This window comes from Limnobacter sp. SAORIC-580 (assembly GCF_013004065.1).
Classification (GTDB): Bacteria; Pseudomonadota; Gammaproteobacteria; order Burkholderiales; family Burkholderiaceae_B; genus Limnobacter; species Limnobacter profundi.
On sequence record NZ_CP053084.1, the window covers coordinates 1128431 to 1142756 of the forward strand.

At 49.0% G+C, this 14326-nt stretch carries 12 protein-coding genes and 1 tRNA gene; 7 read left to right on the forward strand and 6 right to left on the reverse strand.

Going from position 1 to position 14326, the window contains the following annotated elements; translation table 11 throughout:
* Positions 1–20: 20 nt before the first annotated feature.
* The 5 genes from iscU to uvrB all read right to left on the reverse strand — a co-directional run bounded on the left by iscU (position 21) and on the right by uvrB (position 4927).
* Positions 21–401, reverse strand: coding sequence for a Fe-S cluster assembly scaffold IscU (gene iscU, locus HKT17_RS05315; protein ID WP_008251917.1), 381 nt, complete (start codon positions 399–401; stop codon positions 21–23).
* Positions 402–428: 27 nt separating this feature from the next.
* The gene (locus HKT17_RS05320) at positions 429–1640 is read right to left on the reverse strand and encodes an IscS subfamily cysteine desulfurase (RefSeq protein WP_171098389.1); all 1212 of its coding nucleotides are present in this window, start codon (positions 1638–1640) and stop codon (positions 429–431) included.
* Between the two features lie 27 nt (positions 1641–1667).
* The gene (gene iscR, locus HKT17_RS05325) at positions 1668–2150 is read right to left on the reverse strand and encodes a Fe-S cluster assembly transcriptional regulator IscR (protein ID WP_171098392.1); all 483 of its coding nucleotides are present in this window, start codon (positions 2148–2150) and stop codon (positions 1668–1670) included.
* 174 nt (positions 2151–2324) lie between these two features.
* Positions 2325–2816 carry a low molecular weight protein-tyrosine-phosphatase gene (locus HKT17_RS05330; protein ID WP_105028673.1) on the reverse strand — a complete coding sequence of 164 codons (492 nt, stop codon included), beginning with the start codon at positions 2814–2816 and terminating at the stop codon, positions 2325–2327.
* Between the two features lie 47 nt (positions 2817–2863).
* Positions 2864–4927, reverse strand: coding sequence for an excinuclease ABC subunit UvrB (uvrB, locus tag HKT17_RS05335; protein WP_171098394.1), 2064 nt, complete (start codon positions 4925–4927; stop codon positions 2864–2866).
* Between the two features lie 236 nt (positions 4928–5163).
* On the opposite strand from uvrB, the gene HKT17_RS05340 reads away from it, so the two are divergent.
* On the forward strand, positions 5164–6351 hold the full coding sequence (locus HKT17_RS05340; protein ID WP_171098397.1) for a pyridoxal phosphate-dependent aminotransferase: 1188 nt from the start codon (positions 5164–5166) through the stop codon (positions 6349–6351).
* A 122-nt stretch (positions 6352–6473) separates the two neighbouring features.
* Positions 6474–6549 (forward strand) — tRNA-Asn (locus HKT17_RS05345).
* Positions 6550–6676: 127 nt separating this feature from the next.
* On the opposite strand, the gene HKT17_RS05350 is transcribed toward HKT17_RS05345, so the two are convergent.
* Positions 6677–8623 (reverse strand): ATP-binding protein, encoded by a 1947-nt coding sequence (locus HKT17_RS05350; RefSeq protein WP_171098399.1) that lies wholly within the window; start codon positions 8621–8623, stop codon positions 6677–6679.
* Positions 8624–8846: 223 nt separating this feature from the next.
* Between HKT17_RS05350 and HKT17_RS05355 the strand changes: the two genes are divergently transcribed.
* Genes HKT17_RS05355 through HKT17_RS05375 form a run of 5 tightly spaced genes read left to right on the forward strand, consistent with a single transcriptional unit; the run spans position 8847 to position 14319 of the window.
* Positions 8847–9437, forward strand: coding sequence for a restriction endonuclease subunit S (locus tag HKT17_RS05355; RefSeq protein WP_171098402.1), 591 nt, complete (start codon positions 8847–8849; stop codon positions 9435–9437).
* Positions 9437–10279: a DNA damage-inducible protein D gene (gene dinD, locus HKT17_RS05360; protein ID WP_171098404.1), complete on the forward strand. Its 843-nt coding sequence runs from the start codon at positions 9437–9439 to the stop codon at positions 10277–10279. Before HKT17_RS05355 ends, dinD begins: the two co-directional genes overlap by 1 nt.
* Positions 10279–11802, forward strand: coding sequence for a type I restriction-modification system subunit M (locus HKT17_RS05365; RefSeq protein WP_171098406.1), 1524 nt, complete (start codon positions 10279–10281; stop codon positions 11800–11802). The genes dinD and HKT17_RS05365 overlap by 1 nt, the downstream gene beginning before the upstream one ends.
* Positions 11792–13030 carry a restriction endonuclease subunit S gene (locus HKT17_RS05370; RefSeq protein WP_171098408.1) on the forward strand — a complete coding sequence of 413 codons (1239 nt, stop codon included), beginning with the start codon at positions 11792–11794 and terminating at the stop codon, positions 13028–13030. Before HKT17_RS05365 ends, HKT17_RS05370 begins: the two co-directional genes overlap by 11 nt.
* Entirely contained in the window at positions 13021–14319 is a 1299-nt protein-coding gene (locus HKT17_RS05375; RefSeq protein ID WP_171098410.1) for a nucleotide-binding domain-containing protein, read from the forward strand. Before HKT17_RS05370 ends, HKT17_RS05375 begins: the two co-directional genes overlap by 10 nt.
* Positions 14320–14326: the final 7 nt, after the last annotated feature.

Below are 14326 nucleotides of genomic sequence, written 5' to 3' on the forward strand. Positions count from 1 at the left end.
GTGTCAACTTCCTTCATGAATTAAGCGTGCTTCTTTTTGTAATCTTCAACTGCTGCCTTGATGGCGTCTTCAGCCAGAATGGAACAGTGAATTTTTACAGGTGGCAATGCCAGTTCTTCAGCGATGGCTGTGTTCTTGATTTCCAAAGCCTGGTCCAGGGTTTTGCCCTTGACCCACTCTGTTACCAATGAAGAGGATGCAATGGCTGAACCGCAGCCATAGGTTTTAAACTTCGCATCGGTGATCACGCCGTCTTCACCCACCTTGATTTGCAGCTTCATCACGTCGCCGCATGCTGGTGCACCCACCATGCCTGTGCCTACTTCGTCGTCGCCCTTCTCGAACGAACCGACGTTGCGGGGGTTTTCATAGTGGTCTAAAACTTTTTCGCTGTATGCCATGGTACTTCTCCTCAATCTTTAAATATTTCAGTGCTCAGCCCATTGAACGGTGCTCAGGTCGACGCCGTCCAGGTGCATTTCCCAAAGGGGCGACAATTCTCGCAACTTCGCCACTTTGGTTTTCATCAATTCAATCGTGAAATCAATGTCGGCTTCGGTTGTGAAGCGGCCAATCGAGAAACGAATCGAGCTGTGCGCCAGTTCGTCGCTGCGACCCAAGGCGCGCAACACATATGAAGGTTCCAGAGAGGCCGATGTACAGGCCGAACCTGAAGACACAGCAATGTCTTTCACAGCCATGATCAGCGACTCGCCTTCCACAAAGTTGAAGCTCACGTTCAGGTTGTGTGGAACACGCTTTTCAAGATCGCCGTTCACGTAAATTTCGTCGATGGCTTTCAAGCCGTTCAGCAAGCGATCGCGAAGTGCTTTCATGCGGGGCAGTTCGCTGGCCATTTCTTCTTTGGCGATACGGAATGCCTCGCCCATGCCCACGATTTGGTGCGTTGCCAAGGTGCCTGAGCGCATGCCGCGCTCATGGCCGCCACCGTGCATTTGTGCATCGATGCGAATGCGGGGCTTGCGGCGCACATACAGTGCACCAATGCCCTTGGGGCCGTAAGTTTTATGGGCGCAGAAACTCATTAAATCGACTTTCAGCTTTTGCAGGTCGATTTCAACCTTGCCAGTGGCTTGCGCGGCATCCACGTGGAAAATAATGCCTTTCTCGCGGCACAGTTCGCCAATGGCGGGAATATCTTGAATTACGCCAATTTCGTTGTTCACGAACATGACTGAAATCAGCACTGTGTCTGGGCGAATGGCGGCCTTCAATGCTTCCATGTCGACTAAACCGTTTTCCTGAACGTCCATATAAGTGGCTTCAAAGCCATGGCGTTCCAAGTCGCGGAAGGTGTCCAGCACGGCCTTGTGTTCGGTTTTCACGGTAATGATGTGCTTACCCTTGGTTTCGCCGTAAAACAGCGCTGCACCTTTGATGGCCAGGTTGTTCGATTCAGTAGCACCCGAAGTCCACACGATTTCACGTGGGTCTGCGTTGACCAGGGCTGCAACATCTTCGCGGGCCTTTTCAACGGCTTCCTCGGCGGTCCAGCCATAGGCATGGCTGCGAGATGCCGGGTTGCCGAAGCTTTCACGCAGGAAAGGGATCATGGCGTCGGCTACACGCGGATCCACAGGTGTGGTGGCGCTGTAATCGAGGTAAATCGGCATCTTCATAGTGTGTGTGCTCCAATCAACTGCTGTTTAATGTGTGTGCTGTGCGGCCGCTGCATTAGATGCTGCTGGCCTTTCACGAAACTGAATGGTTCGTTCCGCGTCTTTCTGTTTGTGCTTTTCAACCAGGCATTGCAAGGTTACTGAGCCCAGGTATTCAAGCATTTTCGTGTTCAGGCTGCTCCACAGGTCGTGCGTCATGCACTGGCCTTCGTCGGTGCAGTTTTCCTTGCCGCCGCATTGCGTCGCATCCAGGGGTTCATCAACTGCCAATATCACGTCGGCAACACTGACTTCTTTCAGGGCGCGGGCGATATGATAACCGCCGCCCGGACCTCGAACGCTTTCAACCAACTCGTGGCGACGTAACTTGGAGAACAATTGCTCCAGGTACGACAGGGAAATGTTCTGGCGCTGGCTGATACCAGCGAGCGAAACCGGGCCTGTGTCTTGCTGCAAGGCAAGATCAATCATGGCTGTGACGGCAAATCTGCCTTTCGTGGTCAATCGCATGGCAACCCTTTTTAATTCCTACTATTTTGGTCAAGTATAGCAAAGTTGACTGTTTTACTCAAGTATTCGGGGGATTGTTTGGTCTAGGGGAAACCTTGATCTGACAAAGAAAAACCGCCAGCCAAGGCCAGCGGTTTTTGACTTCAGCGCCCGCCCATGGCGGGTTGTGCCGGTTTATGCAGCAGCGAACTGAAACACGCGCTTGCGCAACACTTCCAACAAGCCTGTGCAGCTGTCTTCAATGTAGTTCAGTACGGTGTCGAAACCATCGGGGCCACCATAGTAAGGGTCGGGCACGGTGGCTTCATCATGTTCCGTGGCGTAGCGCATCATCAACTGGATTTTGTGCGCGTACTGGCGTGGGCACTGCTGTTGCAGCAGGCTCATGTTGTCCCAGTCCATCGCCAAAATCATGTCGCTGTCGCGGAAGTCGTCCGCAGTGACCTGGCGTGAAATCAGGCCGGAAATGTCGTAACCACGCTTGGCAGCAGCAGCCACCGCGCGGGGATCGGGCGTTTTGTCCAAATGGTAGGCATGCGTGCCGGCTGACTCAACAGAAATTTCATGGTCAAGACCCGCTTCGCTTACCATCTGCCTGAAAACGCCTTCCGCTGTTGGTGAGCGGCAGATGTTTCCCATGCACACAAACAAAACTTTGCTTTTCATATTGGCTTCCTATTGTCCTGAACCCATTAAAGTAAAACTCTTAAAACCTAAGCACTGCGCTTGGCATCCAGCGATGTCACGTTGGAATCGCCTTTGCTGCCAAACAACTGTTCTTTCAACAAACCCAACTGGTCGCGGGCCTGGGCCGCTTTTTCAAACTCCAGGTTCTTCGCGTGATCCAGCATGAGTTTCTCAAGCCGTTTAATTTCTTTCGCCAACTGCTTCTCACCCAGCGGTGCAACTTCCATGGCCTTGTCGGCCTTGCGCTGCCTGGAAGCATTTGGATCGAATACGCCGTCAATAAGTTCCTTGATCTGCTTGTTCACGCCCCGTGGGGTAATACCATTGGCCGTGTTGAATTCAATTTGCTTGTTTCTGCGGCGGGTGGTCTCGCCAATCGCCAATTCCATGGAATTGGTAACCCGGTCTGCATACAAAATGGCTTTGCCGTTCAAATTACGGGCCGCGCGGCCAATCGTTTGAATTAAACTACGTTCGCTGCGCAAGAAGCCTTCTTTATCAGCATCCAGTATTGCAACTAGGGACACTTCCGGAATATCCAAGCCCTCGCGCAACAAATTAATTCCAACCAATACATCGAATTCGCCCAAACGCAGGTCGCGAATAATTTCAACGCGTTCCACGGTGTCGATGTCAGAGTGCAAATAGCGCACGCGCACGCCATTGTCGCTGAGGTAATCAGTGAGGTCTTCGGCCATGCGCTTGGTCAACGTTGTGACCAATACTCGATCGCCAGCGCGAGTTCGTTCGTGAATCTCGCTGAGCAGGTCATCGACCTGGGTGGTGGCAGGGCGCACCTCAATCACAGGATCAATCAGCCCTGTGGGGCGCACCACTTGTTCAACCACTTGGCCAGAATGCTCTTTCTCGTAATTCGAGGGCGTGGCTGAAACAAACACTGTTTGCCGCATTTTGGACTCGAATTCCTCGAAACGCAAGGGGCGGTTGTCCATGGCAGATGGTAGACGAAAGCCGAAGTTAACCAAAGTTTCCTTGCGGGAGCGGTCTCCACGGTACATTCCGCCCAGTTGGCCAATGGTGACGTGGCTTTCATCAATGATCATCAGCCCATCCTTGGGCAGGTAATCAATCAGCGTGGGGGGCGGTTCGCCTGGCGCTGCGCCCGACATGTGGCGGCTGTAGTTCTCGATGCCTTTGCAAAATCCAAGTTCTGCCAGCATTTCAAGGTCAAACCGGGTTCTTTGCTCCAGCCGCTGGGCCTCGACCAGTTTCCCGGTTTTCACGAAGAAATCGAGCTGTTCGCGCAATTCTTCCTTGATGGTCTCAATGGCACGCAGTACCGTTGCACGGGGCGTTACATAATGGCTACTTGGATAAATCGTGAAACGGGGCAGCTTTTGACGGATTTTGCCGGTGAGTGGGTCGAACAGCTGGATGCCGTCAATTTCATCGTCAAACAGGTCAATTCGAACTGCCAGTTCCGAGTGTTCGGCTGGGTATACGTCGATCGTGTCGCCCCTAACACGGAAAGTGCCCCGTGTGAAATCGAGGTCGTTGCGTTTGTATTGCATGGCAATCAAGCGCTTCAGAATGTCGCGCTGGCTCAGCTTGTCGCCATGGCGAATGCTCAAAATCATGGCGTGGTAGTCGGATGGATCGCCAATACCATAGATGCAGCTCACGGTGCCAACAATGATGGTGTCGCGGCGTTCCAGCAGGCTTTTGGTGGCTGATAGCCGCATTTGTTCAATGTGCTCGTTGATCGAGCTGTCTTTTTCAATGAACAAGTCGCGGCTGGGCACATAGGCCTCGGGCTGATAGTAGTCGTAATAGCTAACAAAATATTCCACCGCGTTTTTGGGGAAGAACTCGCGCATTTCAGCGTACAGCTGGGCGGCCAGGGTTTTGTTGGGTGCGAGTACCAGGGCAGGGCGGCCGGTTTGGGCAATGACATTGGCCATGGTGTAGGTTTTGCCCGAGCCTGTTACGCCCAGCAGGGTTTGAAATACTTCGCCGTCATTGACCCCCTCAACCAGTTTTTCAATCGCAGTCGGCTGGTCGCCAGCCGGTGGATAGGGCTGGTAAAGCTCGAACGGACTGTTGGGGTAACTGATAAATCCAGGGGCCATGTTAAACTGCAAGTCTTGATGCGAGGCAACCACAAAGCACACAGGTTTTAGCCAATGATTAACCCAACGGGTTGAACCTTCTGGCCAATCCCGTAGAATTACGGAGTTGCATCATTGGGCTGATGGCTGCAGAAATTTCGCAGCGTTTTGTGATAAGCCAATCCTGCATTATCGTCGGAAACTAGTTTTATTTCCAGACTTGACTTTTTCTTTTTTCACTCCCAGACAACGGAATCATGCTTTCAAATCGCGCACTTACGATCAAACCTTCCCCTACACTTGCCGTGACAGCCAAGGCGGCCCAACTGAAAGCCGAGGGTAAAGACATTATCGGCTTGGGCGCTGGTGAACCCGACTTCGACACCCCCGACCACATCAAAGAGGCTGCCAAGAAAGCCATTGATGCCGGCTTTACCAAGTACACCGCTGTGGGTGGCACGGTTGGTTTGAAGAATGCAGTGATCGCCAAACTGAAGCGCGACAATGGCCTGGAATACAAGCCCAATGAAGTGGTGGTGGGCGTTGGCGGCAAGCAATGTATTTTCAATATGATTCTGGCCACCATCAACGATGGTGACGAGGTGGTTATTCCTGCCCCTTACTGGGTGAGCTACGCGGACATCGTTGAAATTGCCGGTGGTGTGCCCAAGCTGGTGTTTGCCGGCATTGAACAAGGTTTCAAAATGACAGCGGCCCAATTGGAAGCTGCCATTACGCCAAAAACTAAAATGTTCATGATCAACAGCCCCAGCAACCCCACAGGCGCTGTGTACACCAAAGAAGAACTGGCTGCCCTGGGCGAGGTGCTGTTGAAGCACCCCAATATCTTGGTGGCCACCGATGACATGTACGAGCACATCAACCTCACTGGTACACCGTTTGTGAACATTGTGAACGCCTGCCCAGCCCTGAAAGACCGCACCATTGTGTTGAACGGTGTTTCCAAGGCCTACAGCATGACCGGCTGGCGCATTGGTTTTGCGGCTGGCCCAGCCAAGCTGATTGATGTGATGACCAACCTGCAAAGCCAGTCCACTTCCAACCCCACTTCAATTTCACAAGTGGCTGCGGAAGCTGCCTTGAATGGTGATCAGGATTGCTTGAAGCCCATGGTGGCTGCATTCCGTGAGCGCAACGAGTTTGTGACCAAGGCTTTGAACGCTGTTCCCACCATTCAGTGTTTGAAAGCGGAAGGTGCTTTCTACGCGTTTGTGGATGCGCGCAAGGCAATCGAAAAGCTGGCTGCTGAAGGCAAGATCAAGGCGGCAAACGACCTGGAACTGACCGCATACCTTCTGGAAGCCGGTGTTGCAGTGGTGCCCGGTTCTGCTTTTGGTGCCGAGGGTTACTTCCGCATTTCATTTGCAACGAGCATGAGCAACCTTGAAAAAGCCTGTGAACGCATTGCGAAAGCATTGGGTTAAACAGGGGTTAATCAATAAGTTGCCTAAGGTTTAAGCAGGCAGCGGGGTTTTTGTAATTCATTTGTCCAATTTCGGACTTTAGGGTTGCACAAAAAAATTTCGCTGCTATAATCTCGGCTCTTTCCCCGATAGCTCAGTCGGTAGAGCGACGGACTGTTAATCCGCAGGTCCCTGGTTCGAGTCCAGGTCGGGGAGCCAAATTCAGTAAGCATATAGGCCAACTTTAACGAGTTGGCCTTTTGTTTTTATGCTGTCATGTAACAACCATGTAACCAGATCAGATCAATTTGGTTACATGTGGATCACCTCCAATCAGCTATTTCTGTTATTCAGAGCCAATTCTGTTCGGTAGCTGTAAATGTTCTTGGTGAGGGGTGGTTAAAACTCGTTCGAGAAGTTCGTCGGTTGAAGATCCTTCGTATCTTTCGGCTAGGACGCTGCGAAGTTTTAATAAACGGACGTTAGCAGTATCTACGAGTGTGTTGAAAGTAGTCGCCCTGATGCGCCCGTATTCAGGCTGGCCAAGCCGCTTTTCACGTTCTACACCTTGCGCGATTCTCTCACCTACAACCCATGCTGAAATGTAGGGTCTACCAGCTAGGGCTCCAGACGCAGAAATATCCTGAACATAGCTATCGGCTTGGTTAATTTCTTTTCGAGTTAATTCGAAACCACCTTTTTTCAGCTCAATCAGAAGAATGTTTTGGATTTGAGTGAGTGTGGAGTCACTTGGATCAAACGACTCTGTGCCCGTCATTTGCCAAGTAGTTTTCTCTGGCAAAACAACAATGTCGGGTCGGTTGCGCTCATTGATGAACTTTGCGTAGGTGCTTTTGAACAGTTGTTTTGCAATTGTTTGAAGGGTGGAGTTCGAACAATATTCCTGCGATTCGAATTCCGGGCCAAACACCCAACGCGAACGCAAAATAAGTGGGTGTAGTGTGTGTAGTTCATCAGTACTGTGGTCGTTGGCTAAACGTCTAATGGTCTCAGTAACGCTGATTCTTGAATCAATTTCGTCCAGTACGCGCAAAGCATCTTTTACTGTCCACTCTGTCAAAAGTCTATCCAAACCATCAAGGTCACTGGGCTCTAAATTGGCCAACTTCTGAAGCAGTGAAGCTCCACTCTTCGTTTTTTCTAGGTTGATTACAGCTTTTACAGCGGTTGCAAGAAAGTCTGGTGAAACGGTGGGGTGTGTTTGGGCAATTGCCTTAGTAAATTCTGCAACCTCCAAGCGAGCACCTTGTCCCAGCATGGCCAAGTCAGCTTTATTTTGAGTTAGGGCATCCTCCGATGTTGCTTCTACGATTTCAGCAGCTAGATCCTGAGCAACCTTTTCGATGTGTTTCGCAGCGGCAAGGAATAGTTCATCTACAGATTCTGTGGATCGAAATGAAGTCCAATCTTGCGTGACATCGGCCTCGTACCCTTGTGTATCCACAATCACCTTGTAACGTCGCGCAAAGCGAGTTCGCCCGTCAAAGTTAGCTATTTGACCTATTGCCCATGAAGGTGAACCAACCAAGCGGCGTTGTACCCAGAAGGCAATACCTTGATGCACAGAAGAATGATTCAAGCGGGTGGAGTCGATTACAACTACAGTTGCCTTTCGGTTACCTGATAGTTCAATGGTCTGCTCGCTAACTCTTCCATCGATTTGACTGAAAGTGCGTTGTGAACCATTCACGTAAATTTGAAATTCGGGATCATGTATAAATCGAGCTGCGAGAACGGTCAAAATTTCGTCGGCATCAGGTAATTTACGCGTCACAGTGACCGACAGTTTTGTTCCACTGCCAGTTCTTTCGCTTTGAATCTCACTGCGCAGCACGAAAGGGCTTGGACCTGATTCAGTGGCCACTACAAAGGTAGACAAAATGCCATTTCGCCAAGTTTGTACTTCGTATTCATCACCAAAACACAATAAACCATGTCGTCCAACCCCATTTCGACCATAAGCCTTGCGCGCTGAAATCGACCTACCTTCTGGGAACTCTACATTGGAGCCTTGATGTCTATGGCGATCGTATCGCAATGTCATCCAGCGCTTTTTGAATTGATGTGATGTCATTCCGTGGCCGTCATCTGTCACGGTTAAAACACCATTTAAGGATGTTGGAAGCACAAGATCAACCCTTGTTGCCCCTGCATCCCATGCGTTGGCAACCAACTCCGTTAATGCTACCTGTGGCACGTGAGCAACTTGACCAAGTTCTCGTAGCAAGTAGTCTTCTTCGAATAGGGAGGTTTGAAGGGGTTGATCAGGCATTGGATGACTCCTAATGATTCGTATGTTTAATTATTGACTGTTTTTACCTGAGGCTTCTCCTTTGCACATGTAAACGGATCGCACCCAGTTGCCTTATCTCTTGCGTCAAAAGTGATTCTTAAACAAATTATTATGCAGTAAAGATGATGATGCAAAATTTTCTTGACTTTTGAGTCACCATGATTAATTATTTATGCATCATAAGCGATGAAAAGAGAAAAACTTGAAGCTTAAGCAAATTGCAACCATCCGCGCAGGCTATCCATTTCGCGGAAAGATTCCTGAGGTGAAAGACTCCGCCGTGGTCGCGGTTCAAATGAAGGATATCTCGTTAACAGAGGGAATTCTCTGGTCAGGTTGTATCGAAACAGAATTAACTGGCAAGCGTGAACCCGACTACCTCACCGTAGGCGATATTTTGTTGGCCGCCCGTGGCAGTCATAACTATGCAGTTCAAGTTGATGATTCACTTGTATCAACAGGTAAGCGGGCCGTTGCTGCCCCCCACTTTTTTATGATCAGTCCAAGGCAGAACAGCATGCTTGCGGAGTTTTTGGTGTGGTTACTGAATCAGGCACCGGCCCAACGATATTTTGAACAGAATGCAGAAGGCACTTTAACAAAGAGCATCCGCCGCAGCGTGCTGGAAGACACCCCCTTGGTTGTTCCGCCTTTGGCAAAGCAGCGTGCCATTGTTGCCTTAGCTAATACGCTACGTGAAGAGCAAAAACTAATACAAAGCTTAGTGAGCAACGGTGAGCGCATGATGAGCGCAATTGCGAAAGACCTTTTTGATAACAAGGGGGCACGCTGATGAGCGAGCAACATCAACTGTTTGAGCAGCTCAAGCAAATTGACGAAAATGGCACCGAATTTTGGTCGGCCAGGGCCATATCCAAGTTATTGGGCTATTCCGAATACCGGCATTTTCAACCCGTTATCGCCAAGGCAAAAGAGGCTTGTGCAAACAGTGGGCACCCAATCCAAGACCATTTCGAGGACATACTCGGAATGGTCGCAATTGGTTCAGGGGCACTACGAGAGGTGCCTGATGTCAAATTGTCTCGCTACGCCTGCTATTTGGTTGTGCAAAACGGTGACCCAAACAAACCGGTGATTGCTGCTGGTCAAACTTACTTTGCGGTACAAACCAGACGGCAAGAGCTGGCCGATGACCGGACGTTTCAGCAACTTAAAGAAGACCAGAAACGACTTTTTCTGCGCAACGAGCTTAAAGAGCACAACAAGCAACTTGTTGAAGCCGCTCAGCAGGCAGGTGTTGAAACCAACCTTGATTTCGCTATTTTCCAAAACCACGGTTACAGGGGCTTGTACGGTGGATTGGATCAAAAGGCCATTCACGCCCGAAAAGGGCTCAAGAAAAGCCAGAAGATTCTCGACCATATGGGGTCAACGGAACTGGCTGCAAATTTATTCCGTGCTACCCAGGCAGAAGAAAAGCTGCGCCGGGATAATGTTCAAAACAAACAGCAGGCAAACCAAACCCACTATGAAGTGGGCCAAAAAGTTCGCCAAACCATTGCGGAGCTGGGCGGTACCATGCCAGAAAACCTGCCTGCGCCAAAGAGAAGCATTAAGCAACTAGAGACTGCTGCAAACAAATTGAGCGACAGCAAAGATAAGGACAACGAATAATGAGCGACAAGATTAACCAAGACAGCATCAACAAAGCGCTGTGGGGCGCTTGCGATACCTTCCGTGGCACCATCAGCGCCGATACCTACAAAGACTTCATCTTGACCATGCTGTTCCTGAAGTACATATCCGATGTATGGCAAGACCACTACGATGGCTACAAAGCCAAGTACGGAGATGAGCCCGAACTGATCGAAGAGATGATGAAAACTGAGCGCTTTGTATTGCCCAAGGCGGCCAGCTTTTATGCGTTGTATGAACGCCGCTTTGAAGCTGGCAACGGCGAGCGCATAGACCAGGCACTGCACGCCATTGAAGAAGCAAACGGCACCAAACTGAAAGACGCCGGTAAAAGCGTGTTTCAAGACATCAGCTTTAACACCGACAAGCTGGGTGAAGAAAAACAAAAGAACACCATTTTGCGCCACCTGCTGGAAGACTTTGCCAAGCCTGAGTTGAACTTGAAACCCAGCCGTGTGGGCACGCTGGATGTGATTGGTAATGCCTACGAATACTTGATTAAAAACTTCGCGGCCAGCGGTGGCCAAAAGGCGGGTGAATTTTATACGCCACCCGAAGTAAGTGACCTGATTGCCGAACTATTAAACCCGCAACCAGGTGACAGTATTTGCGACCCGGCCTGTGGTTCAGGTTCACTGCTGATGAAGTGTGGTCGAAAAATTGTGGCCAAGCACGGCAGCAAACAATATGCCTTGTATGGTCAGGAAGCCATTGGCTCCACCTGGTCGCTGGCAAAAATGAACATGTTTTTGCATGGTGAAGACAACCACAAAATTGAATGGGGCGACACCATACGTAACCCCAAGCTGCTAGATAAAAATGGCGATTTGATGTTGTTTGATATTGTGACCGCCAACCCACCCTTTAGCCTGGACAAATGGGGCCACGATGAAGCAGAGAACGACAAGTTCAGCCGCTTTCGCCGTGGCGTGCCGCCGAAAACCAAAGGCGACTACGCTTTTATTCTGCACATGATTGAAACGCTTAAACCAAAAACAGGCCGCATGGGCGTGGTAGTGCCTCACGGTGTGTTGTTCCGAGGCAGTAGCGAAGGCAGTATTCGCCAAAAGTTGATTGACGAAAATTTACTTGATGCGGTGATTGGCCTGCCAGAGAAACTGTTTTACGGCACGGGTATTCCAGCGGCGATTTTGATTTTCAAGAAAAGTAAGAGCAGCGACAAGGTAATGTTTATTGACGCCAGCCGCGAATGCAAAGCCGGTAAAAACCAAAACCTGCTGACTGCAGAGAACATTGCAAAAATACTGGCTACCTACAAGGCTGGTGAAACCATTGATAAATACGCCTACGTGGCTAGTCTTGATGAAATAAAAGAGAACGACTACAACCTGAATATTCCCCGCTATGTGGACACTTTTGAAGAAGAGGAGGAAATTGACTTGATGGCGGTGCGCCGCGAGCGAGAACAATTAAAAGCGCAGCTGACTGAACTGGAAACCGAGATGGCCAAGTATCTGGCGGAGCTTGGTTATGGCGCGTAGTTTAACTAAGGACGGTATCCCAACTGGGTGGAAGTACGACCTGCTGGACAAGTTTGCAACCCGATGCAGCGGTCATACGCCGAGTAAATCTTTTCCTGAATACTGGAATGGAGGGATTAAATGGATATCCCTAGCAGATAGCTTTCGCTTAGACCAAGGGTACGTCTACGAAACTGACAAGAAAATATCTCAAGTAGGAATAGCGAATAGCTCCGCTGAGTTACACCCGGCAGAAACTGTCGTTCTATCGCGTGACGCAGGCATAGGCAAATGCGGCGTTATGGCTGAACCTATGGCAGTCAGTCAGCACTTTATCGCTTGGAAATGTGACAATTCAGAAAAGCTTAACAGTTGGTTTTTGTATAACTGGCTTCAGTTGAATAAGGTTGAATTTGAGCGTCAGGCCGTCGGTTCAACCATTAAAACAATCGGATTACCGTATTTCAAGAAGTTAAAAATCGCGGTACCCCCGTACCCGGAACAAAAGAAAATCGCCCAAATCCTCTCCACTTGGGATAAGGCAATCGAGGTCACTGAACAACTGCTCGTCAAAAGCCAGCAACAGAAAAAAGCGCTAATGCAACAACTGCTTACCGGCAAAAAACGTTTGCTGGATAAGAATGGAGTGAAGTTTAGTGAGAAATGGGAGTGGCTTAGGGCAAGCGAGCTATTCAAAACAGTTTCCCGGAAAAACAACTCCAAAACTGAAGAGTTATTGGCAGTCACCCAAGATCAAGGGGTATTGCCTCGGTCAATGCTCGAGCGGCGTGTCGTAATGCCAGATGGGTCTACCCAGGGTTATAAATTGGTTGTACCGGGTAATTTCATTATCAGCCTTCGTTCGTTTCAAGGAGGTTTGGAGTATTCAAACTATCGAGGTTTAGTTAGCCCTGCATATACAGTATTGGAGCCACTCAAATCTATTTGCGACGAATTTTTCAAGCAATATTACAAGTCCTACGACTTTATTGGCCATTTGGCTGTTGCCGTCATCGGTATTCGTGATGGAAAGCAGGTCAGCTATGAAGACTTTTCATTTTTGAGGCTTCCATATCCGAGCTTGGCGGAACAAGAAAAAATAGCAAAAATTATCTCTGTAAATATTCAGGAAATTGAATGTCTGCAAAAAAAACTCGAAACCCTAAAGCAAGAGAAAAAAGCCCTGATGAAGCAGTTGTTAACGGGTCGGCGCCGGGTGGAGATTGAGGAGGCCAGTGAATGTCAGTAGCCGATATGTTTGAAGGCTTTTTGGATAACTTGAAAGTCGATAACTCAGAGCAAGTATCTCTCCGTTATGGGGAAGTAACCAAAAGCTTGAATCAGAAATTTCGAGACTCGGATTCCACCACAGCAAACTCACTACAGGTTGGCTCATATGGTAGGTATACAGGTATAAAAGGCATTTCTGACCTAGATATGCTCTACATAATGCCGAAGTCCAAATGGGAGACTTATAAGTCTGGGAAGCAATCGCAGCTTCTCACTGACGTAAAAGACGCTATCAAAGATCGATACCCAAAAACTGACGTTCGAGTTGATCGCTTAGTCGTGACCGTGACTTATACCAACTTCCATATAGAGGTTCAGCCCGTATTTGAAGAAACTGACGTTGAGGGAAATGGCTACTTCCAGTATCCCGATACACACGACGGAGGTACCTGGAAGATCACGAAACCCCGTCAGGAAATGACTGCGGTAAGAGAGCTGAACGACAAGAGGAATAAAAACCTTCGATTGCTTTGCAAAATGGCTCGAGCATGGAAGAACAAACATGGCATAAATATGGGAGGCCTGCTCATCGATACGTTGGCATATAATTTCATGAAGGCGACGACAACCTTCGACAATAAGAGCTTTTTGTACTTTGATTGGCTAAGTCGGGATTTCTTTAAATTTTTATCAGAAGAGCCAGACAAGGATCACTATCAAGCTCCTGGTAGCAATCAAGATGTAAAAGTAAAAAAGAAGTTTCAAAAGCAAGCTAAAACAGCTTACGAGCTTTGCCTAAGAGCCATAGAGGCAGAAAAGGAAAGTAACGTGAATGACAAATGGAAAAAGGTCTACGGCCGTCAGTTTCCTGCGTCTGCACAAGTACAAAAATCGCTCACCGAACAGGCTACATCCTGGCGAGACACAGAAGAGTTTATTGAAGATTCTCATCCTGTCGATATACGTTTTAATTTGAAGATAGACTGCGACGTCTTTCAAAACGGATTTCGAGAACACTCACTTGGCTACATGTTGTTCAATAGAATCCAGTTGCTGGCTAATAAAAGCCTGATGTTTCATGTTGTCGATTGTGACGTACCCGGAAGCTACACCCTCAAATGGAAAGTACTGAATAGAGGGGCAGAGGCTCAACGGCGCAATGAAATAAGAGGCCAGATAGTTGTCGACGATGGGTCACGGAAAAGGAAAGAAACAACTAAATTTAAGGGCGAGCACTTCGTCGAATGCTATGCGGTAAAAAATGGTGTTGTGGTTGCTAGAGCAACTATCGATGTTCCAATTCAATAGAGCCTAA